This window comes from Curtobacterium pusillum (assembly GCF_013359865.1).
Classification (GTDB): domain Bacteria; phylum Actinomycetota; class Actinomycetes; order Actinomycetales; family Microbacteriaceae; genus Curtobacterium; species Curtobacterium pusillum.
This window is the reverse complement of record NZ_JABMCE010000079.1, coordinates 57,130-82,424: the sequence shown is the minus strand read 5'-3', so window position 1 is coordinate 82,424 and position 25,295 is coordinate 57,130. Positions and strand designations below refer to the sequence as shown.

Below are 25,295 nucleotides of genomic sequence, written 5' to 3'. Positions count from 1 at the left end.
GGTTGCGCGACGCGATGTAAGCGCATACATTGTCTCCGTACCGACTCGACACGGAGGTCGACCGAGCAATGACGCTTCCCCCACAGCGCACGCGCGGGCACGATGACGCGCGCACCCCCGGCACCCGCCGGGGCCGGCGTGGCCGTCTCATCGCGGCCATCGCCGGCATCGCGGTCGTGGCCCTCGCGGCCACCGGCTGCAGCATCCAGGTCCGTTCCCAACCGGACCCGAGCATCGGCAAGGACACGATGCTCATCAACGCGGACCACGGCAACCCGCTGTTCGACCGCAACTTCAACCCCTACATCGCCAACGCCCGCACCGCGAGCAAGTGGATGTACGAGCCGCTCATCGAGGTGAACCCCCTCGACGGCAAGCGCAACCCCTGGCTGGCGAGCTCGTGGACGCAGCCTGATGCGAAGACGATCGACATGACGATCCGCAGCGGTGTCGAGTGGTCCGACGGCTCGGCCTTCACCGCGAAGGACGTCGTCTTCACGTTCGACCTGCTGAAGAAGTTCCCCGCGATGGACGTCAAGGGCGCCTGGCAGCACATCGACACGATCGACCGCAAGGGCGATCACGTCGTCTTCCACCTGAAGTCCGAGGACGTCCCGAGCCTCACGATCATCGGGCAGACCTACATCCTCGGCGAGCAGCACTGGGGCGGGGTCAAGGACCCGACGACCTGGCGCGACCCGAACCCGGTCGGCACCGGGCCGTTCGTGCTCGGCAACTACACCGACCAGCAGTACTCGATGGACAAGAACAAGCGGTACTGGCAGGCCGACAAGATCGCCATCAAGCACCTCATCCTGCCGGCGACGAACACGCAGCTCGACACCGTCACGCGCGGCTACGACTGGGCGTACTCGTTCATCTCCGACGTCGAGGGCACGTGGGGAGCCGCCTCGAAGACCAACACGTACTGGTTCCCGCCGGGCGGCGTGATCGGCCTCATCCCGAACCTCACGAAGGCGCCGTACAACGACGTCAACGTGCGACGAGGCATCTCGCTCGCCCTGAACCGCGACGACATCGCCGAGACCGCGACCGAGGGCAACCTCAAGGCCGCGGCGCAGACCGGGCTGATCCTGCCGAACCAGGAGCGGTACGTGAACGACGACATCCCGGACAAGGGCGTCGTGACGCAGGACACCAAGGCGGCGCTGGCCAGCTTCGCGAAGTCGGGCTACGAGACGCAGGGCGGCAAGCTCGTCAAGGACGGCAAGCAGCTCGAGATCAAGATCATGACCGCGAACGGCTACTCCGACTGGCTCCGCGCCGCACAGGAGGTCCAGCGGAACCTGACCGCGATCGGCATCAAGGTCACGATCCAGGCACCGCAGCCCGCCGGCTACCAGCAGAACATCAACAACGGCCAGTTCGACATGGCGATGGGCGGCATGGGCAACGGCGACGTCTACCAGGCGTTCAACAGTCTCCTGTCGAGCGACTTCTACCAGCCGGTCGGCAAGTCGACGGTGAACAACTACGAGCGGTACCGGAACGCCGACACGCAGAAGCTCCTCGACGAGTACAAGGCGACGACCGACACCGCGAGGCAGCAGGAGATCCTCGACCAGCTGCAGGAGGTCGTGTACGACGACCTGCCGGTCATCGGCATGTACTACGGCGGGCTCTGGGGTCTGTTCAACACCAGCAAGTTCGTCGGCTGGCCCAGCGCGGACGACCCGTACATGGCACCGCAGAACTACGACTCGGCCCCGCTGCTGATCTTCTCGAAGCTCCGGCTCCGCGACAGCGCCGCCGGCAAGAAGATCCTCGAAGAGCAGAAGACACAGGGGACGAACCAGTGAAGTACATCCTCCAGAAACTCGTCCTCTTCGTCCTGACCCTCTGGGCCGCGGTCACGCTGAACTTCGTGCTCCCGCGTCTCATGCCGGGCAGCCCGACGGACGCCGCCCTGGCGAAGCTCAGCCAGAACGGACCGGTCACCGACGCCACGAAGAAGGCCATCGAGGCGCAGCTCGGCGTCCCGACCGGCAACCTCTGGGACCAGTACGTCAGCTACCTGCACCAGGTCATCACCCTCGACTTCGGGACGAGCTACACGTTCTACCCGCAACCCGTCGGCGACCTCGTGTCGAAGGCGCTGCCGTACACGCTGATCCTCGTCGGACTCGTCACGATCCTCGCCTTCGTCCTCGGCACGCTCATCGGTGTCGCTTCGGCGTGGAAGCGCGGCACCTGGCTCGACTCCCTGCCGACGCTGAGCGGCTCCTTCATGTCGACGTTCCCGTACTTCTGGACGGCGCTGCTCCTGCTGTTCTTCCTCGGCTACGTCCTGCACTGGTTCCCCACGACGGGCGCCTACTCGGCGACGTCGACGCCGGGGCTGAGCGGTGCGTTCCTCGGGGACGCCCTGCAGCACGCGGTCCTGCCGGCGGTCACGATCCTGGTGACGAGTCTCGGTGGCTGGATCATCGGCATGCGGAACGCGATGATCAACACCCTCGGCGACGACTACGTGACCTTCGCCGAGGCGAACGGTCTCCGTGGTCGCACGGTGGCGATCCGGTACGCGGCGCGGAACGCGATCCTGCCGAACCTGACCGGCTTCGGTCTGGCGCTCGGCGGCGTGGTCGGCGGGTCGGTCCTGGTCGAGCAGGTGTTCGGCTACCCCGGCATCGGCTACCTGCTGTTCAACGCCGTGATCGGGCAGGACTACCCGCTCATGCAGGCCCTCTTCCTGATGATCACCGTGTCGGTGCTCATCGCCAACTTCATCGTGGACGTCCTGTACGGCGTCCTGGACCCGAGGACGCGTCGATGACGAACAACGCCACCATCGCAGTACGCACCCAAGAACAGACGGCGCCGTCCAAGTGGCGCTCCGTCGCCCGCCAGTTCGGCGTCGTCTGGTCGAACACGAAGGCCCGGATCGGCATCATCATCCTCGCGGTGTTCGTGATCACCGCGATCGCAGCCCCGCTCCTCGCTCCGTACGGCGCGAGCCAGAACGGCTTCCCCCGAAGCGCCGACGCCACCGCCGCACACTGGATGGGCACGACCGCCGCGGGCGAGGACGTCCTCTCCCAGATCATCTACGGCGCTCGGATCTCGGTGCTGGTCGGTGCCGTCGCGGGCTTCCTGTCCACCCTGGTCGCCGTCGCGATCGGCCTCAGCTGGGGCTACGTCCGCGGCTGGATCGCCGAGGTCATCGGGTTCATCGTGAACCTCTTCCTCGTCATCCCGGGTCTGCCGCTCATGATCGTCATCGCGGCCTACCTGCAGAACGGCGGCATCGCGGTGATCATCGCGGTCATCGTGGTCACCGGCTGGGCGTGGGGCGCACGCGTCCTCCGCAGTCAGACGCAGTCGCTCCGCGGACGCGACTTCGTGACCGCCGCGCAGTTCTCCGGTGACGGTGCAACCCGCATCGTGTTCCGGGAGATCCTGCCGAACATGACGTCGCTCATCGTCGGCTCGTTCTTCGGAGCGGCCACGAGCGCGATCCTGGCCGAGGCGGGCCTCGAGTTCCTCGGACTCGGTGACTCGTCGATCGTCAGCTGGGGCACGATCCTCTACTGGGCGCAGAACTCGAACGCGCTGCTCACCGGCCAGTGGATCCTGCTGTTCGCCCCGGGTCTCTGCATCGCCCTGCTGGCGATGAGCCTGACCCTGATCAACTTCGGCGTCGACGCCGTGTCCAACCCGCGGCTGCGCGAGGGCGCGCGCCGCAAGCGCAAGGAGGCCACCGCATGAGCGGCGCAACCACTGACGGACTGGAGGCGCGGGACGGCGCCGCCACGCGCCTCCCGTCCGACGCGACGAACGCCATCCAGGACGTCCTGCTCGACGTGCGCGACCTGTCGGTCGTGTACGAATCGGCCGGGCAGACGGCCGTCCAGGCCGTCGACCACGTCTCCTTCCAGCTCCGCAAGGGCGAGTTCGTCGGCCTGGTCGGCGAGTCCGGCTCCGGGAAGTCGACGCTCGGCTACGCGCTCACCCGGCTGCAGAAGCCGCCGGCGCGCACGAACGGCGGCAGCATCGTCTTCGGCGGCCACGACATCCGTGACCTGGGCGAGGAGGAGCTCCGCCAGCAGCGACAGGGCGGCTTCGCCATGGTGCTGCAGTCCGGCATGAACGCGCTCAACCCGGTGCGGACGATCCGGAACCACTTCATCGACGTCTTCAAGGCGCACGGACACGTGCCACGCGACCGCTGGGACGCCCGGATGAAGGAGCTCATCGAGAAGGTGAAGCTGCCCGCCACGATGCTCGCGCGCTACCCGGGGGAGCTCTCCGGCGGCATGCGGCAGCGCGTGTCGATCGCCCTGGCGCTCTCGCTCGAGCCGCGCCTCATGGTCTTCGACGAGCCGACGACCGCACTCGACGTCCTCGTGCAGCACGCCGTGATGGACACCATCATCGAGCTGCAGCGGTCCGAGGGCTTCACCGCGATCCTCATCAGCCACGACCTCGGCATCGTCCTCGAGGCCACCGAGCGCGTGCTCGTCATGCACGAGGGTCGCATCGTCGAGGACGGCGGCTCGAAGGACATCCTGCGCGACCCGCAGGACGAGTACACGAAGATGCTGCTGTCGCACTACGCGGACCCCCGCGCGGAGGTCGTGAGCCTGCCCGGGTTCCCGGACCGGTCCGAGCGCGCCGCCGCGGGCGAGAAGCGCCAGGAGACGACCTCGTCGTTCAGCACCGTCGGATCCCGCGAGCGCAGCGCCGCGAAGAACCCGATCGTGGTCGACCACCTCGTGAAGACCTACCCGGCCCCTCGTCGTGGCGAGCAGCCGGTCCAGGCGGTCCGCGACGTGTCGTTCACCCTCGAGCCCGGGCAGTCGCTCGCCCTCGTCGGCCAGTCCGGTTCGGGCAAGTCGACGATCGCGAAGATGCTCACCGGCGTCGAGAAGCCGACCACCGGGACCGTCCGGTTCGGCGACACGGACGTGGCGAAGCTCGGCCGGCGTGGGCTCAAGGACCTGCGCTCCGCGGTGCAGATGGTGTTCCAGGACCCGTACGCGGCCCTCAACCCGCTGCACACGGTGGAGTACATCCTCACCCGTCCGGTCGTGAACTACACCGGGCTGCGAGGCCGCGACGCCCGCCGTCGTGTGCTCGAGCTCCTCGAGACCGTGGGGCTCACCCCGGTGGAGCAGTTCGCGCAGAAGCTCCCGCACCAGCTCTCCGGCGGGCAGCGGCAGCGCGTCGTCATCGCCCGGGCGCTGGCGTCGGACCCGCAGGTGATCATCGCCGACGAGCCGGTCTCGATGCTCGACGTCACGCTCCGCGCCGGGGTGCTCGCGCTCCTCGAGGACCTGCGCGAGCAGTGGGGCGTCTCGCTGCTCTACATCACGCACGACCTGCTGAGCGCCCGGCTCATCACGGACGACATCATGGTGCTGCACGACGGCGCCGTGGTCGAGCGCGGTCGCACGGCCGAGGTGCTGCAGAACCCGCAGGACCCGTACACGATCGACCTGCTCGACGCCGTGCCCAACCCGCGGCGCGCACTCGCGGAGGGACGCCTGTGACCACGCTCCACGACTTCGCTCCCGTCCCTCCCTTCGGGCACCTCCCCACCCCGGCGGGTGTCGACGTCGTCGGCATCGACGTGCCCGTCGGACGGCTCACCGCCTACCGCGTCGTTCCCTCCGGTCCGTCGAAGGGCATCGTCCTCGTCGTCCCCGGGTACACCGGTTCGAAGGAGGACTGGCGCACGTTCATGCCGCTCCTGCGCGACGCCGGCTGGACAGCGGTGGCCATCAGTCGCCGGGGGCAGGCCGACTCGGCAGCGCCGGACGGCCGCGGGGCGTACACGCTCGAGCAGGAGGCCGCCGACGTGGTCCGCGTCGCCGGACTCCTCGACGACGGTGCCCCCGTGCACCTCATCGGACACTCGCTCGGCGGCGTGATCGTCCGCGCCGCCGCGATCGCCTCGCCGGCGTCCTTCCGCGACGTCACACTGTTCTGCTCCGGGCCGTACGGCTGGCCGAACCGCAAGTTCGCCGAGAAGGGCATCGTCGCCGAGACGCGCACCAACCGGGCGCTCTTCGACGCGCAGAACCCGCTCTGGGCCGGCCGCCCGGACGACGAGCTGCCCGACGACCCCCGGTTCGCCCGCTTCCGGTTCGACCACACGAGCGTGCTCAGCATCCTCGGCGGCGCAGCCATCCTCGAGGACCCGACCGACACCACCGAGGCCCTGCGCGACACCGGGCTGCCGACGCTCGTGGCGCACGGCGTCTGGGACGGCGCCTGGCCGATCCCGTGGCAGCGGGACATGGCGTCGCGCCTCGGTGCCGACTACGAGGTCATCCCCGAGAGCTACCACGGCCCGCAGGTCGAGAACCCGCTCGGCACGCTCGCCGTCTTCGATGCGTTCATGAACGCGCACTGAAAGGACCTGTCATCACCACGCTCGACTTTCCGAAGGGCTTCCTCTGGGGCGCCGCCACCGCCGCCCACCAGATCGAGGGCAACAACGTCAACAGCAACTGGTGGGTGCACGAGCACGAGCCGGACACCACCATCGTCGAGCCCTCGGGCGATGCCGCGGACAGCTACCACCGGTACCGCGAGGACATCCGCATCGCCGCCGACCTCGGCCTGAACTCGTACCGGTTCAGCATCGAGTGGGCCCGCATCGAGCCCGAGCGCGGATTCGTCAGCCGTGCGGAGATCGACCACTACCGCCGCATGGTCGAGACCTGCCACGAGTTCGGCGTCGAGCCGATCGTCACGCTCATGCACTTCACCGTGCCGCGCTGGTTCGAGCGCGACGGCTTCTGGCGCGCCCCCGACGCCGCCGATCTGTTCGCCCGCTACACGGAACTCGCGCTCCCCGTCGTCCAGGACGGCGTCCGCTACGTCTGCACGATCAACGAGCCGAACATCGCGGCGATGCTCGCGGGCGGCGAGGACGCCTCCAACCTGGTGGCCTACGGGCTGCCGAACCCGGACCTCGGCGTGGCCGACGCCCTGCTCGCGTCGCACAAGCGCTCCCGCGAGGTCCTCTCCCAGGTCGCAGGGCTGCAGTCCGGCTGGACCATCGCCACGCAGGCGTTCAAGTCGAACGGGGAGCCCGGAGCCGACGAGATGCTCAGGACCTACGGGTACCCGCGTGACGACTGGTACCTCGAGCAGGCCGCCGGCGACGACTTCCTCGGCGTGCAGGCGTACACGCGGACCTTCATCGGGCCGAACGGTCCGCTGCCGGTCGCGGACGACGTCGAGACGACCCTCACCGGGTGGGAGTTCTACCCGGGCGCCTCCGCCGACGGACTCCGCAGCGCGTGGGAGCTCTCCGGTCACGTCCCGCTGATGATCACCGAGAACGGCATCGCCACCGCCGACGACATCCGTCGCATCGCCTACACCCGGGGCGCCCTCGAAGGCATCCACGCCTGCATCGAGGACGGCATCGAGGTCCTCGGGTACCAGCACTGGTCCCTGCTCGACAACTACGAGTGGGCGTCCGGTTTCCGGCCCACCTTCGGCCTGGTCTCCTGGGACCCGGTGACGTTCGCCCGCACGCCGAAGGACTCGGCGCGCTGGTACGGACGGGTCGCCGCCGCCAACGCGCTCACGGTCTGAGCGCTCCGACCTGGAGGCGCGACCCGCGTGATCGACGCGGGTCGCGCCTCCAGGTCGTTCCGTCTCAACCCTCCGGCCGCTCCGGCGTGCCGGTCGCCGCCGGAGCGTCGTACCAGGCGAGCAGGACCTCCTCCGCCTTCCGCGACCCGCGCTCCCGCGCGAGGTCCATCGCGGTCCGACCCTCCGAATCCTCGACGGAGACGTCTGCGCCCCGCTCGAGGAGCGCCTCCGTGGTGCCGCGCCGGTCGAACCAGGCGGCGGCGTGCAGCGGGGCGAAGCCCCAGCGCGGGTCGATCTCGTCGATCCCGGCCGGATCCGTGCCGATGCCGTCGAGCGCCAGCGAGAGCCCGCCGACGTCCCCGTGAGCCGCCGCGCGGACCGCGGGTGTGGCCCACTCGACCCAGCCGTCCGGCACCGGGCCGTACCAGCCGTGGGCGGGGCGTGCCTCCAGGCCGGACCAGTCCGCTTCGTCGACCGGACGGACCTCGATCACCACGTCGCGGAAGTGGACGGCGAGCTCGCCGGTGGGGGAGAGCAGCAGGCGGAGCTCCCACACGTCCGCGTCGACGTGAGCGAGTTCGCCCCGGGAGACGTGGACGTCCCCGGCGAGCAGGTCGAGGGGCTCGGTGTCCGGCGGGTCGAGCACCGCGCGGTCGAACCGCAGCGTGACCCGGGCGTGGTTCCACCGCTTCCAGAGGCCGTCCGGGGTGTCGAGGACCTCGTCGTTGCGGACGACGAACGCCGCGTGGACGGTGTGCACCGGCGTGGCGGCGGCACCCGAGGTGTCCGCGTGACGGGGCACCTCCTCGATGCGCCAGGTCTGGACGCGGGCTTCGCTCCAGGTGACCGAGGCCAGTGCCGCCACGGTCGGCGGAGCGTCCGAGAGCAGGCGTGCGAGGTGCTCGGGGTAGCCGTCGACGTCCTCGAGTGAGACGTACCCGACTGCGGGCCAGCCCACTCGACTCCATCGCACGGTCCGACCTTAGCGGAGCGTTGCCCTTGCAGTTGTAATGCCAACGCTTGATATTTCAAACGTCAATATGTAATCTGAGACGGCAGCGGATGACCCGCGATCAGACAGGAGCATCACATGCCCTCGAATCCCAAACCGAACCAGGACGCCTTCGTGTCGCCTGCGGCCGTGGTCGCATCGAGCGCCACCCTCGCCGCCGGGGTGCGCGTCTGGGACGGCTCGCACGTCGAAGCCGACGCGGTCGTCGGCCCGGAGACGCTCGTCGGTCGCGGCGTCACGATCGGCGCCGGCGTCGCCGTCGGGCGGCGATGCAAGATCCAGAACGCCGCACTCGTCTACGGTCCCGCCGTCATCGGTGCCGGGGTCTTCGTCGGACCCGGGGCGATCCTCACCAACGACAACGTCCCACGCGCCGTCAACCCGGACGGCACCGTGAAGGGGACCACGGACTGGAAGCCCGCTCCGGTGATCGTGGAAGAGGGCGCCTCGATCGGTGCCGGCGCGACCTGTGTCGCCCCGGTGCGCATCGGCCGGTGGGCGATGGTCGCCGCCGGTGCAGTGGTCACCCGCGATGTACCGGACCACGCGCTCGTCGCCGGCGTCCCGGCCCGCCGGGTCGGCTGGGTCGGACGAACCGGCGCCCGTCTCGTCCGGATGGACGGCGACGCACTGACCTGCCCTGACACGGGCGACCGCTTCCGGCTCACCGAGGCCGGCGACCAGATCGAGGTGACCCGATGACCACGCAGACCACCGAGACCACTCACCCGGAGCTCGAGCTCATCCCCGCAGCCAAGCCGCTCATCGGGCAGGACGAGCGCCGCGCGGTCGACGCCGTCCTCGCCAGCGGGGGGCTCGCCCAGGGGCCCGAGGTCGCGGCGTTCGAGCACGAGTTCGGCGACGTCCTCGTCGACGGCCGTCCGGTCGTCGCGGTGAACAGCGGGACCGCCGCTCTGCACCTGGCACTCGTCGCACTCGGGGTCGGCCCCGGGGACGAGGTCATCGTCCCGTCCTTCACCTTCGCCGCGACCGCGAACGCCGTGCGGTTGGTCGGCGCGACGCCGGTGTTCGTCGACATCGACCCGATCACGTACTGCGTGGACCCCGCGGCCGTCCGCCGGGCGGTCACCCCGGCCACCCGCGCGCTCATGCCGGTGCACCTCTACGGGCACCCTGCGGACATGACCGCGCTGTCGGCCATCGCCGCCGAGCACGGGCTGCTCGTGATCGAGGACGCCGCGCAGGCGCACGGTGCCCGGTGGGCCGGCGCTCGCGTCGGCAGCACGTCCGACGCTGCGGCGTTCAGCCTCTACCCGACGAAGAACATGACGGCGGGCGAAGGTGGGATGATCTCGACGGCCTCTGCCGGGGTCGACCGGACGCTCCGCCTGCTCCGGAACCAGGGGATGGAGCAGCGATACGCGAACGAGGTCATCGGCTTCAACGCTCGCATGTCCGACATCCACGCCGCGATCGGTCGCGTGCAGCTGGGCAAGGTGCTCAGCTGGACGGCGCAGCGTCAGGCGAACGCCGCGTACCTCACCCGTGAACTCCGTGGCGTGGTCACGCCGACGGTGCACGCGGCGGCGGAGCACGTGTTCCACCAGTTCGTCGTCCGCGTCCCCGAGGACCGGGACGGCTTCGCCGAGGCGCTCCGTGCCGAGTTCGCGGTCGGGTCCGGGGTCTACTACCCGACGCCGGTGCACCGCCTGCCCTCGTTCGGACTCGAGCTCGACCTGCCCGAGACGGAGCGTGCCGCGGGCGAGGTCCTCGCCCTGCCCGTGTACCCCACCCTCACCCTCGCCCAGCTCGACCGCATCGTCGAGGGCGTCAACACCCTCGCGGGAGCCGGACGATGAACGCGGTCGTGCTGCGAGCCGGAGTGATCGGTCTCGGGATGATGGGCCGGCACCACGCTCGCGTGCTCCGCGCGGTCGAGGGCGTCGAACTCGTCGCTCTCGCGGACGCGATGGGCGACCAGCACGGTGTGGCGAACGGCGTCCCCGTCGTCGGATCCGTGCAGGAGCTCCTCGAGATCGGCATCGACATCGCGGTCGTCGCAGTGCCCACCGCCTTCCACGAGTCGGTGGGCCTCGAACTCGCCGCGGCGGGCGTCCACGCACTCATCGAGAAGCCGGTCGCGGTCGACGAATCGGCAGCGGCGCGGCTCGTGTCGGCGTTCGACGCGGCAGGGCTCGTCGGTGCGGTCGGACACATCGAGCGGTACAACCCTGCTCTGCAGGCACTCCGCACGCGACTCGACGCGGGTGAGCTCGGCGAGGTCTTCCAGATCGCGACCCGCCGGCAGGGCCCGTTCCCGGCGCGGATCGCGGACGTCGGAGTCGTGAAGGACCTCGCGACGCACGACATCGACGCGACGGCGTGGATCGCCCGGTCGCCGTTCGTGCACGTCGGCGCACTCGCCTGCACGAAGAGCGGTCGACCCCACGAGGACCTCGTCACGGTGACGGGGCAGCTCGCCGACGGCACCGTCACCTCCCACCTCGTCAACTGGCTCACGCCGTTCAAGGAGCGTCTGTTCGTGGTGACCGGCGAGCGCGGTGCGTTCGTCGCGGACACGCTCAACGCCGACCTCACCTTCCACGAGAACGGCACCGTGGCCACGACCTGGGACCAGGTCGCTGCGTTCCGCGGCGTTGCCGAGGGCGCGAGCACACGGTTCGCCATCCCGAAGCGCGAGCCGCTCCTCGTCGAGCACGAGGCCTTCCGCGACGCCGTCCTCGGCCGCGGCACCGACATCGTCACCCTCGCCGACGGCATGCGCACGGTCGCGGTCGCCGACGCGGTGATCCGCTCGGCGCAGACGCGCACCTCGGTCGCACTCGCGACACCCACCCACTGAACGTACCCGTACCCGTACCCGTCAACCCGCCGGCCCCTGCGCCGGAGAGAGCAGCACATCATGAACGTCGTCGTCGTCGGACTCGGCAAGATCGGTCTTCCCCTCGCCGTGCAGTACGCCCGCTCGGGCGCCAACGTGATCGGACTCGACGTGGCCCCGGCCGTCGTCGAGTCGGTCAACGCGGCGATCGAGCCGTTTCCCGGCGAGCACGACCTGGCTGCCGGACTTGGCGAGGTCGTGCCCGCAGGTCGCCTCCGTGCGACGATCGATGCGTCCGACGCCATCCCCTCAGCGGACGTGGTCGTGGTGGTCGTCCCGCTGTTCGTCGGGCAGGACGGCACGCCGGACTTCGGGTGGATGGACTCTGCCACCGACGCGATCGCGGCGCACCTGCGCCCCGGAACTCTTGTCGCGTACGAGACCACCCTTCCCGTCGGCACCACCCGCGACCGGTGGGCTCCTCGTCTCGAGGCGGGTTCCGGTCTCGTCGAAGGGCGTGACTTCCACGTCGCGTTCTCGCCGGAGCGCGTGCTCACGGGCCGGGTGTTCGCGGACCTCCGTCGGTACCCGAAGCTCATCGGTGCGCTCTCCGCACGGGGCTCCGAGCTCGCGCGCGGCTTCTACGAGTCCGTGCTCCAGTTCGACGAGCGCCCCGACCTCCCGAGGCCGAACGGGGTGTGGGACCTCGGCACCGCAGAAGCGGCTGAGATGGCGAAGCTGGCCGAGACGACCTACCGAGACGTGAACATCGCGCTTGCCAACGAGTTCGCGGTGTTCGCGGGCACGTCCGGCATCGACGTCGCCAAGGTCATCGAAGCGTGCAACTCCCAGCCCTACAGCCACATCCACCAGCCCGGCATCGCCGTCGGAGGGCACTGCATCCCCGTCTACCCCCAGCTCTACCTGTGGAACGACCCCGACGCGACGGTTGTCCGGGCTGCGCGGAGCCGGAATGCCGCGATGCCCGCGCACGCCGTCGACCTGCTCGAGCGGCTGCACGGCGACCTCCGCGGTCAGCGGGTCGTCGTGCTGGGAGCGGCGTACCGAGGCGGTGTGAAGGAAACCGCGTTCTCGGGCGTGTTCGGCACGGTCGAGGCCCTCCGTTCCCGCGGTGCGCTCGTGACCGTCTCGGATCCGATGTACTCCGCGGAGGAGCTCGAGCAGCTGGGGTTCACCGCGGCCCGGGCGGGGGACCCCGTCGACGCGGCGGTCGTCCAAGCGGACCACGCCGAGTACGCCCAGGCGCACGAAGGTGACCTGCCCGGCGTACGGACCGTGGTGGACGGCCGTCGCATCCTCGATGCGTCGCGTTGGCCCACCTGCACCGTGGTCGCGATCGGCGCACCGGCGGAATGCAACATGTGAACAACTTCAGGGCCGGGGCTCGCGGTGCATAGCGTCGGTACATGCACTGCAAACCCCGGCCCTTCGACATCGTCCACGTGTCGAGCGCGCACCCGTGGACGGACAACCGAGTACACCTCCGAGCCGCCGCGACCGCAGCCGCGTTCGGCTACCGCACTGCGCTCGTCGCCGTCTCGACCGAGGACGTGAGTGACGGAGACTGGTCCGATCCGGACCCGGTGACGGGGGTGTACGTCCGTCGGCTCCGTCGGCGAAGGCGGATCGCTCGAATGAGCGTGTCCACTGCCGAGGCGATCCATGGGGCGATCTCATCGCGAGCACGGGTCGTGCACTTGCACGACCCAGAACTCCTCTGGGCCCTTCCGCTGCTCGCGCTCCTCGGGCGCAAGGTGGTGTACGACGCGCATGAGGACCTTCCCGCCCAGGTCCTCGGCAAGGAGTACCTCCGCCCGGTCGCACGCTCGCTCTTCCGTCTGCTTGCATGGGGTGCAGTCATCCTCGCGGGACGTGCGTCTGTCGTCGTCGCCGCGACTCCGGACATCGCACGTCGTTTCGACCCGCGTCGGACCACCGTGGTGCGCAACCTGCCACGGATCCGCATCGGTGACGACACGGCTGCCGACGTCGGTGCGCGTGCGATGCGCGCGGTGTACCTCGGCGCGATGAGCCGTGACCGCGGGCTCGAGGTGCTGTGCGCCGTCGCTGCGAGCCGGGCGCAGGCTCCGGGGTGGGACCTGGTGACGGCCGGGCCCATCGACGGCGCCGTTGATCGGCAACGGTTCGACGCGTTGGTCGACCGGGGTGCCGTCGACCATCGGGGCGTGCTCGATCCCGGTGCCGCGCGGGACCTCCTGCTCGACTGCCGCGTCGGTCTCGTTCCGCTGCTGCCGACACCGGCCTACTCGACATCCATCCCGACCAAGCTGTTCGAGTACATGGCTGCGGGGCTCGCGGTCATCGCGACGGACATCCCGTTCTGGCGACGGTTGCTCTCGGGTGTGGAATGCGTCACCTGGGTGCCGCCGGGAGACCCGGAGGCGATCACGCGTGCGCTCCGGTCGTACGCAAGCGACCCGGTGCTCCTCGACCAACACGCGACGGCAGGTCGGGCCGCGGTCCGTGAACGGTTTCGCTGGGAGTACGAGCAGCGACGACTCGTCGCTGTGTACCGCGTGCTCGGCCTGCCCGACCCGGCTGTCTTCCGGAATACTACTAGAATGTGATATTCTTATTTTGGCTTGAGGACAGTGCTGGAGGGCATCCGTATGGGCGAGGGGACTCGGCAGAGACGACGCATGCCCGCCGTGGGCACGATCCTCATCGGCACGGTCAGCGGCCAAGGCCTCGTCATCGCCATCTCACCGCTCCTGACGCGGATGTACGGTCCGTCGGACTTCGGAGCGCTCGCGGTACTGACCGCGGTGTCGTCGGTCGTCGGAGCCTTCGCGACGTTCGGAGTCGACCGTGCGGTGATCGTCGCTCGGACGAGCGGTGCGGTCCGGCATCTGATCAGGGTCGGCGCTACGGGCGCCGCCTTGATCGCCCTGTTGATGGGCGTCGTCGTCTGGGCCGGCCGAGCGTGGCTCGCCGATCTCTTCGCGGCGCCGTCGCTCGGCGAGCTCTGGTGGCTCTTCCCGTCCACCTCGTTCGCCATCAGCCTGCAACGGATCTTCTCGGCCGCGATCACCCGACAGCGTCGCTACCGATCGATCGCGGTCCGGAACGGCCTGCAGGGCGCTTCGCAGTCGCTGTGCAACGTCCTGCTCGCCCCGCTCGGTCCGATCGGTCTCCTGGGCGGCCTCCTGGCCGGACGCTTGGCCGGAGTGCTCGGTCTCGTTCGAGGGGCGTCGCGGCCGGTGCCGGAGGAACACTCGGTCCGGCTCGCGACGACGCTTCGGGACCACCGTCGCTTCCTGCTCGTGACTCCATGGTCCGCCGCGGTGAACGTGCTCGGCCAGCAGGCACCGAGCATCATCCTGGCGATGTCCCTCGGAAGCACCGCGGCCGGGTTCGTCGCACTCACGATGCGGGTACTCGGCGCTCCCGTGGGGATGATCGCCGATGCGGTGGCGCAGTGGTCGGCCGGTGCGATGGGGCACCGGATCCGTACCGGGGCGCCACTGGCGACGCTCGTTCGCCGGACGGTCGTACGATCTGCACTCGGCGCGCTGGTCGCGGCGCTCCTCGTCGTCGGACTCGCACCGCCCACGTTCACCACCGTGTTCGGTGAACAGTGGGCCGACGCGGGGAAGTACGCCCAAGTGCTCGCACCGGCTTTCGCGTTGCAGGTCGTCGCCTCGCCAGTGACACAGCTGCTGTCACTGCTCGGTCGGCAGACGTTGCAACTCGGCTGGGACGTCGGGCGTCTCGTCCTGACGTCGGGCTCCGTGTTGCTTGCGACACTCGTCAGCTACGAACCGATGGTCGCCGTGACGGCGCTCGCAGCCGCGATGATCCTCGCCTACGGCACTGTCCTGGTACTGGTGTTCACCGCAGTGCGGCGCGCCACCCCGGCAGCCTCGGACATCCCCGCCGGCGCGCAGGAGACGCTTTCCGTGTGAACGCCGCCGCTGGTCGTCGCCGACGGGAGCGGATCCGATCGACTGGGCACGTCGAGTCGCTGCTACCGCGTCCGCATCGTGGGACTCGGTGGTAGGCCATTCGCGGCCGTCCGCATTCCGGGCGGCTATGCGTGGTTCCTGACGCACGCCGGCGACCGACTGGACGTCACCGCCTCGCTGACGTGGCGGCTCATCGCGCACAGGTGGCCACGTGAGTGCACTCCGACGCGCGACCGCCTGCGTGACCCTCCGACCGCGACGCGACGCTGGATAATCGCGATGGCCGAGGCACGTCCCGGGCGGCTTGCGCGTTGCCCGCATCCCTGCGGGGTCACATTCGGAAAGCAGCCGATCAGCCGCGTCCGCAGGGCGGTCGCAACATCGAAGCTGCGCCCGCCCACGTGACGAGAGACGCTTCGTGCGGCCGCCCCTGGGCTGCCGGGATCGGGGGACCGCGGATCAGACGCTCCGCGCACGCTTCCCGTGGCGGCGCAGGTCGGTAAGGCGACGGACGTGCGGCGTCTCCGCGTCCGTGCGGCTCTTCACGACGCCGCGGCGTTCCCACCCGGTCCGCGGCGCGATCAGCAGGACGAGCGTGCCCAACAGCAGGCCGTGCGAGAGCATCGCGGTGAAGATCGATGTGTTCGACAGCATGATGCTCGGCATCACGAGGGCCATGGCTGCGACACGCATCGGGAGGCCCCGGGTCGCGATGTCGACGCAGCGCAGCCAGACGAACAGCGCACCGGCCGCGACGAAGATGCCGATCCAGCCGAAGTTCGCGAAGCCGTCGGCGAACAGGTTGGCGTTCGCGTAGCCCGTCGATCCCGGCATCAGGTAGTCCGCGATCCGCTTGGGCGGCGGGAGATCGTACGGGTAGTCGACCCAGGTGTCGAGGAACGAGTAGCCGTACATCGCGACCGGGTTCTGGCTGAAGTAGTCCGTGTAGACGGACGTGAGCAGCCCCGGAGTGAGCATGAACCGGCGAGTGAACACGGAGGTCCAGGTGATCCCACCCTGCAGTTCGTCCGCAGCGGCCGACACCACCATGATGGTGAGCGGCGCGATGAGGAACGGGAGCGAGCTGCGGACCGCTCGACCTCGGAAGAGCACCGCCATGCCGAGCACCGCGATGAACGAGAAGAGCACGGCCTTGAACCCGGTGCTCGAGTACAGCAGGAACTGTCCGACGATCGCGAGGACGATCAGCGACGGCCGGCGACGGAACAGTCCGCGCGCGAGGATGAGCGGGTTCACCACGTACGCCTGGCCGGTGAGGAGGTAGCCGAGTGTGCCGCCGGTCCCGACGTCAGCGGTGTAGTCGGCGCGTACGTCGTAGATGTCGTCGAGCGCGAGGAAGCGCACGTGGACGCCCACAGTCGCAGCCATGATGCCGTACGTGAGGAGAGAGTAGACGGTGCAGACCGTCCACGTCAGCGGGCTCCGGGTCACCGTGAACCGGCCCAGGGTGAGCGTGTCGCTCGCGTCAGCACTCTTCGGCGTCCGGACGGCGGAGCGGGGGACTCCGAGGCAGACCAGCGCGAAGGAGCTTCCGACAGCGGCCGTCAGGAGGAGTGCGGTCCGAGCGTCGAGGTACCCCGTCGAAACGCTCATGAGCATCGTCGGGCTCACGCACACGACGAACAGCGTCCACAGGACGACATGGGACGGCCGAGTGATGCGGCCTGGCAGGCTCAGCGCGACGCCGGTCGTCATGAGCACGGCGAGCAGGATCGACTGCGGGTCGGCCGGCACGTACGTGAAGCCGCTGTAGGAGAACAGCGGGGCGACGAGGTGCTGGGAGATCCAGTTCGTCGTCAGTGCGAGCGTCGAAACGAGGCCGAGGACGACCGCGACGGTCCGGACCGGGCGGAGCAGCGCGAGTCCGTCGATCGACCGCGCCGAGCCTGGAGTGATGACCGCGCTCACCGTGCACCGTCCTCGTGACGCACGCCCGGCAGCAGCTCGTCGTACATCGCGACGAGACGCGCTGCTTCCGGCGCCCAGGTGAACCGCTCTGCGGCTCGGCGCGCTTCGGCCCCGTGCACGCGCAGCAGCTCTGGGTCGTCAGCGTATCGTCGGACCGCCGCAGCGATCGCCGCGGGATCGTCGGCAGGGACGAAGGTGACACACTCGACGCCCTCGAGCAGACGGCGCCAGAGCGGAACGTCGGTGGCGATGACGGCGAGCCCCGCGGCGAGGTACTCGAACAGCTTGGTCGGGAAGATCTGGTCGGTGACGGGGGTGCGGCGGAACGGCACGACACCGATCCGTGCGTCGAGGAGCAGATCACGCGCCTCCATCGGACCGACGACGCCGCGGTGTCGCACGCGGCCGTTCGCCTCCGCTGTACGCAGCCGATCCGTCGAGGTCGCGCTGTCGATCGACCCGACCATCTCGATCCGCCAGTCGTCGGGGAACGCAGCCTCGTCGCCGACCGCGCTGATGACGTCGATGCCACGGTCCTTGCTCAAGAGGCCGACGTGCGCGACCACGGCGGGGCGTGCCTCCAGGTCGCGCTGTGATGCGTCTTCCGGACGCGCGAGGGGGAAGTTGTGGATCGCGAGGGTACGCGCGGCCGGGAACCTGCGGCCGGTCCACGCGGTCGCGGCGACGACGCGGTTCGCCGTCCCAGCGATGCGGAGCAGCACGTGCGACAGTGCGGCGAAGACGGCGCGCTGCCGGTGTGACAGGTAGTCCTTGCCCCAGACCTGGTCAGGGAGGTCCTCGTGTGCGTCGTAGACCACGGTCCGCCCGGCGAGACGCAGGACCGGGATGGTCCAGATCAGCTCCGGGTCGTGGAGGTGCACGACCCGCGCCCGCGATCGGAGTGCGAGCAGGAGTGCCTGCGCGGTGGACAGCACCATGCGTCGCACGCGCCGGCGCCGAGGGATCAGCACGACGTCCACGCCCGTGGCCGGGGCGGTCAGCTCGCTCTCGACGGCGATGAGACGGACGCGGTACCCGGCAGCAGCCGCGGCAGCGGCCTCGCGCAGGTGCACGCGGTTGTCGACCCAGGGGTGGGCTGACGAGACGTGGACGATGTCGAGCTGCATGGTCGGTTCCCTTCGGGTGGGCGCGGTCTCAGCGGACGGCGGAGAGCGTGGAGTCGAGTGCGTCGGCGAGGACGGCCGCCAGGTTGCGGTAATCGTGGTGTCGGAGGACGTGCGCGCGCCCGCGGGCGCCCATGGCGTCGCGTTCCGCAGCGGGCATCGCCGCGAGGGCGAGCATCCCCTCGGCGAGGGCGTCCACGTCATCGGCGCCGACGTGCACGCCGCTCCGGGAAGCCACGACGGGCTCGAGAGCGACCGGAGCGCCGACGAGCAACGGACGGGCCAGCAGCATGTACTCGTACTGCTTGTTCATCGAGACCCCGTGTCGGTACAGCGGCAGGTCGTGCATGTTCACGACGAGGCAACCGGCCTGACGGCCGATCATGCGTGCCTGAGCCTGCGAGACGCGGCCGTCCCACGTGATCGAAGCGGCGGACTGGAGGCGCGACGCGCGTTCACGAAGCGCCGTCACGTCCGAACCGTCCCCGACCATACGGAGCGAGAGCGGACCGAGGCAGCGTTCTGCGGCTCGAGAGGTCGCCACCTCGAAGGCGTCGATGACGGATTCGAGGGCGTTCGCCGGGCCCATGGAGCCGATGTAGGTGATGGTGAATCCCTCGTTGTCGGACACCGTCACATCGGGCTCCGCCTGGTCCTCGGCGAGCTGGTCGACCGCGACGCCGTTCGGCACCCACGTGAAGTCCCCGGTGTACCCGCGGTCCGCGTAGTAGCGGCCGACGCCGTCGAGCGGGGAGACGATGTGCGCCGCCCGCGCCACGATGGTGCGCTCGAGGACACGGAGGACGCGGATCGCCGGATGACGCTCGGTCAGGCCGGCAAGGCCCACGGCCGACTCCGGCCAGAGGTCCCGCGGCTCGAACACGAACGGGACGCCGAGCCGTCTCGCGAGGACGGAAGCCCCCCAAGCGGCGAGTGGGTGGAACGAACCGCCGATGATCACGTCCGGGCGGGGAAGCCGCCGAACCGTGCCGGGGAGCAGCAGGAGGATCGTGAACAGGAGGATGTCAGCGATGCGGCGAACTGCCCGGCCCATCCCCGCACCGCGGTAGTCGACCCCGCGGAGCCACAGGAAGCCGTAGCCCTCGCCGTTCCACTGCTCCGTTAGCTTGCGGCCGTTCAGGTGCGAGCGGCCCGTCGGGTGGTCGGTGCCCGCTGCGATCACGATGGTGCGCCAGCCGTTCGCCACCAGGGCTTCGGCCAGGTACTCGTGGCGCGTCGCACGCCCGTCGCGTGCACGGTGGTGGGCGTAGTGGTTCACGATCCACACGGTCTTCATGCGTGGCTCCCACTCATCGCTTCGGTGCCGGTGAATACGTCCGAGCTGACGTGTCCCGGGGCGTTGATCCCCTCTCGACTGAGGACGACCACGACCGTGCGGAGGAGGATGCGGAGGTCGAGCCCGATCGAGAGGGAGTCGACGTACTCGACGTCCGAGCGGAGACGCTCCGGCCAGGGCAGCGCATTGCGTCCGCGGACCTGTGCGAGCCCGGTGAGGCCCGGTCGCACATCGTGCCGGCGGGACTCCTCAGGGGTGTAGAGCTCGAGGTAGCGAACGAGACTCGGACGCGGGCCCACGATGCTCATGTCGCCGCGGAGGATGTTCCACAGGCTGGGGAGTTCGTCGATGCTCGTCGAGCGCAGGAACTTCCCGAATCGGGTGAGGCGCTGCGCGTCCGTCACCTGCCCCTTGGCCTCGTCGACCTCGCGCATGGTGCGGAACTTCAGGATGGTGAAGACCTCGCCGTGCAGCCCGGGGCGCTCCTGCCGAAAGATGACCGGGCGCCCGAGACCGACTGCGACAAGTAGCGCGATGACCAGCAGGAGCGGTGCGGTGAGCACGAGGCCGAGTGCGGCACCGACGACGTCGAGGACGCGCTTGGTGCGGAGTGTGCTCCGCGGGATGGTGGTCTGCATCGGGTGACTCCTGTTCTCGTGATCGGTTCCGTCAGGGGGCGTCGGCCGTGCCGGCCGTGCCGGTCGGAGAGTTCGTGTACTCGGAGCGGTAGTAGCCGTAGCCGGAGATCTTGTGCTTCGTCTTCGTGAGGACGAGGCCGTCCGCGTGCTGACCGACACGTTCCAGTGCGTCGACGGCGAGTCGGAGCTCGGAGCGCTTCGTCTGGTTCGCCGCGCTGACCAGCAGGGTCGTCGAGACGAGCGTGCTGATCAGGGTGGCGTCGGTGACCGCGAGCAACGGAGGCGTGTCGATGAGGACGACGTCGAAACGTGCCGTGAGCTCTTCGAGGACGTGTTCCATGGCCTCGGAGCCGATGAGTTCGCTCGGGTTCGGGGGAATCGTGCCGGCGGGGAGGATCGTGAGGGAGTCGGTGCCCCACGGCTGGAGGACATCGTCCAACTCGGCGCGTCCGACGAGCAGGTCGGTCAGACCGACGGCACCCTCGATGCCCATCGTCTTCGCCAGGTTGGGTCGGCGCAGGTCCGCATCGATCACGATGGTGCGCATGCCGCTCTGGCTCAGCGCGATCGCGAGGTTCGCCGTGGTCGTCGTCTTGCCCTCCGAGGGACGGGCGCTCGTCACCGCTATCGAACGCGGCCCGCCGGTGCGGAGGAACTGGATGTTCGTGCGCAGGCTGCGGAAGGCTTCTGTACGCGGGCTGTTCGCCTCGTCGCGGACGATGAGGGGCCGGCGATCAGCCTCAGCGTCGAAGGCGATGTCCCCGACCAGGGCGATCCCGAGGTCCGCGACGTCGGTGGTGGTTCGGATCCGGGTGTCGAGCGCGGCGCGCAGGAGGGCGAGAGCGGTTCCCACAGCAGCACCGCCGCCGATGCCGAGCACGATGTTCATGATCGTCTTCGGCCCGATCGGTGTCTGCGGGGTGACGGCGGGGGTGACTTCCTCGAGCTTGACCGAGGGCGCGCCGTCGACCGACGCCGGTTCGATCTGCGAGACGACCGCGGCGAGCGTGGTGCCGACGGACTCGGCGATCTTCGCGGACTTGGCCGCGTCGGACTCGGTGACGGCGATGGAGATGATGACCGTGCCGGTTCGGACGGTGGCGGTGACCTGGCGCGCGAGTTCGGCGGGGGTGACGTCGAGGTCGAGGTCCGTGATGACCGTCTGGAGGACCCGGGGGGCCGAGGCGAGCTCCGTGTACGACTTGATCTTCTGCTGCGCGGCAGCGGAGCCCTGGGCGATGTCGACGGCGCTCGCGGTGTCCTGACCCGCGACCGACACGTAGTACGAGGTCGTGGCGCGGTAGGTCGGGGCGGTGGTCGAGGTGACAAGCGCGGCTGCGGTACCGCCGAGCGCCGTGCACGCCGCGAGGATCCACCACCCGCGGAGCAGGGCGTGGGTGATCGTCATGACGTTCATGGGAGTCCTCCGTTTCGGGCTTGCTCTCCCACTGTAATACATAACATGTCGCATGACAATACCGACATGCGGTAGATGTGCAGAGACCCCCGAGCGGTGGCACTCGGGGGTCTCTGGATAGTCGTCAGCCGACGGGCTGGATCGTGTTGCCCTCGCCCTGGTCGTCGACCTTCGGGGCGTCGCCCTGGTACGTGATCGTGTTGCCGTCGCCCAGGACCGCGAGGGTCTTCACGCCCGCAACGGTGATCGTGTTCTTCTGGCCCTCGACGGTGAGCGTCGGGACGGTCCCGAGCGTGATGGTGCGCTCGGAGGAGATGATGCTCGCGCCGTCGCAGTCGCCGAACGTGGCCGGCTTGGCGTTGTCGCTGTCGTCGAAGATCTGCAGTGAGCCGTCGATGCACTCGTTGTACTGCGTCTGCGCGACGGTCGCGGTGGGGGACGGCTCGGGAGCGGTGTCGGCGTCGGACTGCGAGCACGCCGTGACGCAGAAGGCGGCGATGACGGCGAGGCCGGTCGCGGCGATGCTGCGGGTCAGGATGGAGGTCATCGTAGGGGTCCTTGGTTCGGGGCGAGCGGATCGTGCGGATGTGGGACGGCGCCCCTGGAGCGGTGATGCTCCAGGGGCGCCGTCGCCGTGGTGCCGGTGTTACTTGGTGCTGGCCGGGATGGTGAACACCTTGCTGACGCTCTGCTCGCCGTCCTTGGTGAGGACGACCTTGAACGCGTACTGGGTGGCGCCCGTACCGACGGTGCGGTCGAAGGAGAACGTGCCGTCAGCGTTCACGGTGCCCGCGGCGAGCGCGTTGTCGCCGACGTTGCTCGGGGTGAACACCTCGAACGCCGCGCCGGGGGTGGCCTTCCCGGTGAAGGTGTTGGGCTTGCCCGGGATGACAGTGGCGTTGTCGATCGTGACGTCCGCGTACTCGGCCGCCGCGAGGTTGATCATGTTGCTGACGCTGGTCTTCCCGTCCTTGCTCTGTTCGATCTTGAACGCGAGTACATCGTTCGCGTTGGCCGAGGCGATGCGCTTGAACGACCACTTGCCCTTGGCGTCGATCGTCAGGTCCTTGATCTTCGGGAGCTCGGCTCCAGCGCCCGTGAGCACACGGATCGTCGAGCCGGGGGTCGCGGTCCCGGAGATCGTGTTCCAGATGCCGACGTTCAGGCCGTCGTTCTCGACCGTGACCGGGCGGAACGTCGCGGCGTTGATCGTGAACAGTTCGCTCGTGCGGCTCTGACCGTTGAGCGTCTGCTTGATCTTGAACCTGAACTCCGTGGCCCCGTTCGACACGACTCGCTTGAACGTCCAGTTGCCCTGGGAGTCGACGCGGAAGTCGCTGATGATGCTCGGGTCGAGGACGGTGCCGGACGCGTTGAGCACCGTGTACGTGGCGCCCTTGTGGCCAGTACCGCTGAAGGTGTTCTCGATGCCGGGGAACACCTCGGTGGTGCTCACGGTCACCGGCTCGAGCATCTCGGCCTGAACGGTGAAGACCTTCGAGACGAACTTCGCGCCGTCCGTGGTGGTCACTTCGAGGCGGAACCTGAAGTCGGTCGCGTTGGCGGACACCAGGCGATCGAAGGTCCAGTTGCCGTTCCCGTCGATCTTGAAGCTGCCATCGACGATCTGGTTACCCGCCGAGTTCAGGACCCGGTAGCTCGCACCGGCGGGACCGGTGCCCGTGAACGTGTTCTGCACGCCGGGGCGGACGCTCTGCGTGGCGTTCGTGATCGGCGCGTAGCCGGCGTTCGCCTTAATGCTGAACAGCTGCGACTTGCGGGTCTCGCCGTTCAGCGTCTGCTCGATGATGAAGTCGAGCTTCGAGGCGCCGGTGGACACCACACGGTTGAAGGTCCAGTTGCCGTTGGCGTCGATCGTGAAGGTGCCGGGGACGATCTGGGTGCCCGAGGCGTTGAGGACCCGGTAGGTGGCGTTCGGCGTGGCGGTGCCGGTGAAGACGTTCTCGACACCGGGCGTGACCGTCTCCGGACGCGTGACGGTGACCGGCGAGAAAGCGTCCGGCTTCGCGTCGACGGTGAACGGACCGTCGGTGCGGGTGTCACCGGCCAGGCTCTGGACCGTCTTGAAGGTGAACTTCGTCGAGTCTGCTGCAGGAGCGTACTCGAACGACCACTTGCCCTGGGCGTTGGTCTGCACGTCCCGGCCGAGCAGATCGGTGCCGTTGGTGTCCTGGATGCGGAGCGTCGAACCCGCCGTCGCGGTGCCCTCGAACGTGGTCCGCTCACCCGGGACGTACTCGTCCGTGGTGACCGTCGCCGGGTCGAGGGAGCTCTGGCCCGGGTTCACGGTGACCGTCGAGGTGGTGGTGTTCGCACCCTTCGACAGCTGCTTGGCGGTGATGGTGTTCTCGCCGCGACGGAGCTCGGCGCTCACGGACCACTTGCCCGAGGCGACGGTCTGCTCGGGCAGCGCCTGCCCGTTGACCTTGACCTCGACCTTGCCGCCGTTCTCACCGGTGCCCGAGATCGTGGTCTGACCCGGCTGCGCCGATGACTGGTCGGCGGGGGAGGTGACCTTGACCGCGGAACCGTAGTTCATCGCGACCTTGACGTCACCGGATTCGGTGCCGTTGACGATCTGCGACACAGTGTAGTTCACGGTGCCAGCGGCGTCCGGCGCAGCGACCTCGATCGAGTACGCGCCCGTCGTGGCATCGGCCGTGACGCGCCCGGCCTCGTTCATGCCGTTCTTGATGACGACCGTGGCACCCTTCTCGGCAATACCCGAGATCATCCCCTTCTTCGTCACGTCCGCATCGAACGCACCCTGCGCCGTCAGCTTGTTCCGCGCGAACTCGCCCCCAAGGTCGGCCTGCACGCCCGTCGAGTTGGCGAGGTAGTTGATACCGTCCTTCTCTTGGATGTGCGTGAACCGCAGCTTCGGGTACGCGCGGTTCTCGATCTCCCCGGCTTCGTTAATCCTGAACTGGCGAGGGCTTTCAGCGTTGTTGTTATCGCACTTCTTGTAATGGTAAAGAACCCCAAACTTTTGCGAGCCCGCAGACTGCCCATCACCTGTAGCAAACAAGCACCCGTCGACGTTGTTGACGTGCCACCGAGACCATTCCGACCCCAAAGAGCTAAAGCTCAGGGTGCTCTGGCGCGCTTCCTCTAGGCTAGGGGCAGGTACAGCCACCATGAAGGTGCCCTGGGCTTCTGGGTTCGACGGGTAGTTGCTAACCCAGAACTTGACCCCGAAGGGACGATCCGGGAACAAACCCGTGCCCTGGGAGGAGATGGTGGGTGCTGAGCCATAGAAGGGCGTGTAGCCGGCTTTCGCCTGGGGTGCGGCGGAGGCGGCGGAGGCACCGAAAGAAAGGCCGGAGGCGATGGTCGCGGCGGCGAGGACGCTCGCGCCCAGGCCCTTCGCGAGACGCTTCTTCTTGTTGGACATGCGTAGTGATCCCTTTCAAGGGGTCGGGCCGCGTGCGTGCGTTCGGGACGATCGGGTCGCCCGCGGCTCGCGGTCAGTGTCATCGCGGGAGACCCCGCTGCCTTACCAAAATATCAAACACAACACTGAAATACAACC

Annotated in this window: 20 protein-coding genes; 12 read left to right on the top strand and 8 right to left on the bottom strand. The window is 69.0% G+C overall.

The features are described from left to right. The first annotated feature begins 68 nt into the window (after nucleotides 1-68). The 6 genes from HP507_RS10890 to HP507_RS10865 are packed head-to-tail and all read left to right on the top strand — an operon-like array spanning nucleotide 69 to nucleotide 7,575. The gene (locus tag HP507_RS10890) at nucleotides 69-1,820 is read left to right on the top strand and encodes an ABC transporter substrate-binding protein (RefSeq protein ID WP_217508701.1); all 1,752 of its coding nucleotides are present in this window, start codon (nucleotides 69-71) and stop codon (nucleotides 1,818-1,820) included. Continuing rightward, the gene (locus HP507_RS10885) at nucleotides 1,817-2,797 is read left to right on the top strand and encodes an ABC transporter permease (RefSeq protein ID WP_175351808.1); all 981 of its coding nucleotides are present in this window, start codon (nucleotides 1,817-1,819) and stop codon (nucleotides 2,795-2,797) included. Before HP507_RS10890 ends, HP507_RS10885 begins: the two co-directional genes overlap by 4 nt. Next, complete coding sequence (locus HP507_RS10880) at nucleotides 2,794-3,729, top strand: ABC transporter permease (protein WP_175351807.1); 936 nt, start codon at nucleotides 2,794-2,796, stop codon at nucleotides 3,727-3,729. The genes HP507_RS10885 and HP507_RS10880 overlap by 4 nt, the downstream gene beginning before the upstream one ends. Continuing rightward, a complete protein-coding gene (locus HP507_RS10875) occupies nucleotides 3,726-5,513 on the top strand; it encodes an ABC transporter ATP-binding protein (RefSeq protein WP_254701060.1) in 1,788 nt (595 codons plus the stop codon). Before HP507_RS10880 ends, HP507_RS10875 begins: the two co-directional genes overlap by 4 nt. After that, nucleotides 5,510-6,379, top strand: coding sequence for an alpha/beta fold hydrolase (locus tag HP507_RS10870; protein WP_175351806.1), 870 nt, complete (start codon nucleotides 5,510-5,512; stop codon nucleotides 6,377-6,379). The genes HP507_RS10875 and HP507_RS10870 overlap by 4 nt, the downstream gene beginning before the upstream one ends. A gap of 11 nt (nucleotides 6,380-6,390) precedes the next feature. Then, on the top strand, nucleotides 6,391-7,575 hold the full coding sequence (locus tag HP507_RS10865; RefSeq protein WP_175351837.1) for a glycoside hydrolase family 1 protein: 1,185 nt from the start codon (nucleotides 6,391-6,393) through the stop codon (nucleotides 7,573-7,575). A 64-nt stretch (nucleotides 7,576-7,639) separates the two neighbouring features. Here the strand turns inward: HP507_RS10865 and HP507_RS10860 are convergent, their stop codons facing one another. Then, nucleotides 7,640-8,548, bottom strand: coding sequence for an ankyrin repeat domain-containing protein (locus HP507_RS10860; RefSeq protein WP_175351805.1), 909 nt, complete (start codon nucleotides 8,546-8,548; stop codon nucleotides 7,640-7,642). Between the two features lie 117 nt (nucleotides 8,549-8,665). Between HP507_RS10860 and HP507_RS10855 the strand changes: the two genes are divergently transcribed. The 6 genes from HP507_RS10855 (at nucleotide 8,666) to HP507_RS10830 (ending at nucleotide 15,337) form a co-directional block, all read left to right on the top strand. Next, complete coding sequence (locus HP507_RS10855; protein WP_175351804.1) at nucleotides 8,666-9,289, top strand: acyltransferase; 624 nt, start codon at nucleotides 8,666-8,668, stop codon at nucleotides 9,287-9,289. Continuing rightward, a complete protein-coding gene (locus HP507_RS10850; RefSeq protein ID WP_175351803.1) occupies nucleotides 9,286-10,407 on the top strand; it encodes a DegT/DnrJ/EryC1/StrS family aminotransferase in 1,122 nt (373 codons plus the stop codon). The genes HP507_RS10855 and HP507_RS10850 overlap by 4 nt, the downstream gene beginning before the upstream one ends. Further along, a complete protein-coding gene (locus tag HP507_RS10845) occupies nucleotides 10,404-11,411 on the top strand; it encodes a Gfo/Idh/MocA family protein (protein ID WP_175351802.1) in 1,008 nt (335 codons plus the stop codon). Before HP507_RS10850 ends, HP507_RS10845 begins: the two co-directional genes overlap by 4 nt. Before the next feature lie 60 nt (nucleotides 11,412-11,471). Next, a complete protein-coding gene (locus HP507_RS10840) occupies nucleotides 11,472-12,776 on the top strand; it encodes a nucleotide sugar dehydrogenase (protein ID WP_175351801.1) in 1,305 nt (434 codons plus the stop codon). A 41-nt stretch (nucleotides 12,777-12,817) separates the two neighbouring features. Beyond that, the gene (locus HP507_RS10835; protein ID WP_175351800.1) at nucleotides 12,818-13,999 is read left to right on the top strand and encodes a glycosyltransferase; all 1,182 of its coding nucleotides are present in this window, start codon (nucleotides 12,818-12,820) and stop codon (nucleotides 13,997-13,999) included. Nucleotides 14,000-14,071: 72 nt separating this feature from the next. Further along, entirely contained in the window at nucleotides 14,072-15,337 is a 1,266-nt protein-coding gene (locus HP507_RS10830) for a lipopolysaccharide biosynthesis protein (RefSeq protein ID WP_175351799.1), read from the top strand. 459 nt (nucleotides 15,338-15,796) lie between these two features. Here HP507_RS10830 and HP507_RS10825 read toward each other — a convergent pair whose 3' ends face one another. The 7 genes from HP507_RS10825 to HP507_RS10795 form a co-directional block, all read right to left on the bottom strand. Next, entirely contained in the window at nucleotides 15,797-17,266 is a 1,470-nt protein-coding gene (locus tag HP507_RS10825; protein ID WP_175351798.1) for an O-antigen polymerase, read from the bottom strand. Then, nucleotides 17,263-18,393 carry a glycosyltransferase gene (locus tag HP507_RS10820; RefSeq protein ID WP_175351797.1) on the bottom strand — a complete coding sequence of 377 codons (1,131 nt, stop codon included), beginning with the start codon at nucleotides 18,391-18,393 and terminating at the stop codon, nucleotides 17,263-17,265. Before HP507_RS10820 ends, HP507_RS10825 begins: the two co-directional genes overlap by 4 nt. A gap of 28 nt (nucleotides 18,394-18,421) precedes the next feature. Continuing rightward, nucleotides 18,422-19,687 carry a glycosyltransferase family 4 protein gene (locus HP507_RS10815; protein WP_175351796.1) on the bottom strand — a complete coding sequence of 422 codons (1,266 nt, stop codon included), beginning with the start codon at nucleotides 19,685-19,687 and terminating at the stop codon, nucleotides 18,422-18,424. Continuing rightward, nucleotides 19,684-20,325 carry a sugar transferase gene (locus HP507_RS10810; RefSeq protein WP_175351795.1) on the bottom strand — a complete coding sequence of 214 codons (642 nt, stop codon included), beginning with the start codon at nucleotides 20,323-20,325 and terminating at the stop codon, nucleotides 19,684-19,686. Before HP507_RS10810 ends, HP507_RS10815 begins: the two co-directional genes overlap by 4 nt. A gap of 31 nt (nucleotides 20,326-20,356) precedes the next feature. Beyond that, nucleotides 20,357-21,733, bottom strand: coding sequence for a tyrosine-protein kinase domain-containing protein (locus HP507_RS10805; protein ID WP_175351794.1), 1,377 nt, complete (start codon nucleotides 21,731-21,733; stop codon nucleotides 20,357-20,359). A gap of 133 nt (nucleotides 21,734-21,866) precedes the next feature. Beyond that, nucleotides 21,867-22,289, bottom strand: a complete 423-nt coding sequence (locus HP507_RS10800; protein ID WP_175351793.1) for a DUF3060 domain-containing protein — start codon at nucleotides 22,287-22,289, stop codon at nucleotides 21,867-21,869. Nucleotides 22,290-22,388: 99 nt separating this feature from the next. Further along, nucleotides 22,389-25,157, bottom strand: coding sequence for a collagen binding domain-containing protein (locus tag HP507_RS10795; RefSeq protein WP_175351792.1), 2,769 nt, complete (start codon nucleotides 25,155-25,157; stop codon nucleotides 22,389-22,391). Nucleotides 25,158-25,295 lie beyond the last annotated feature (138 nt).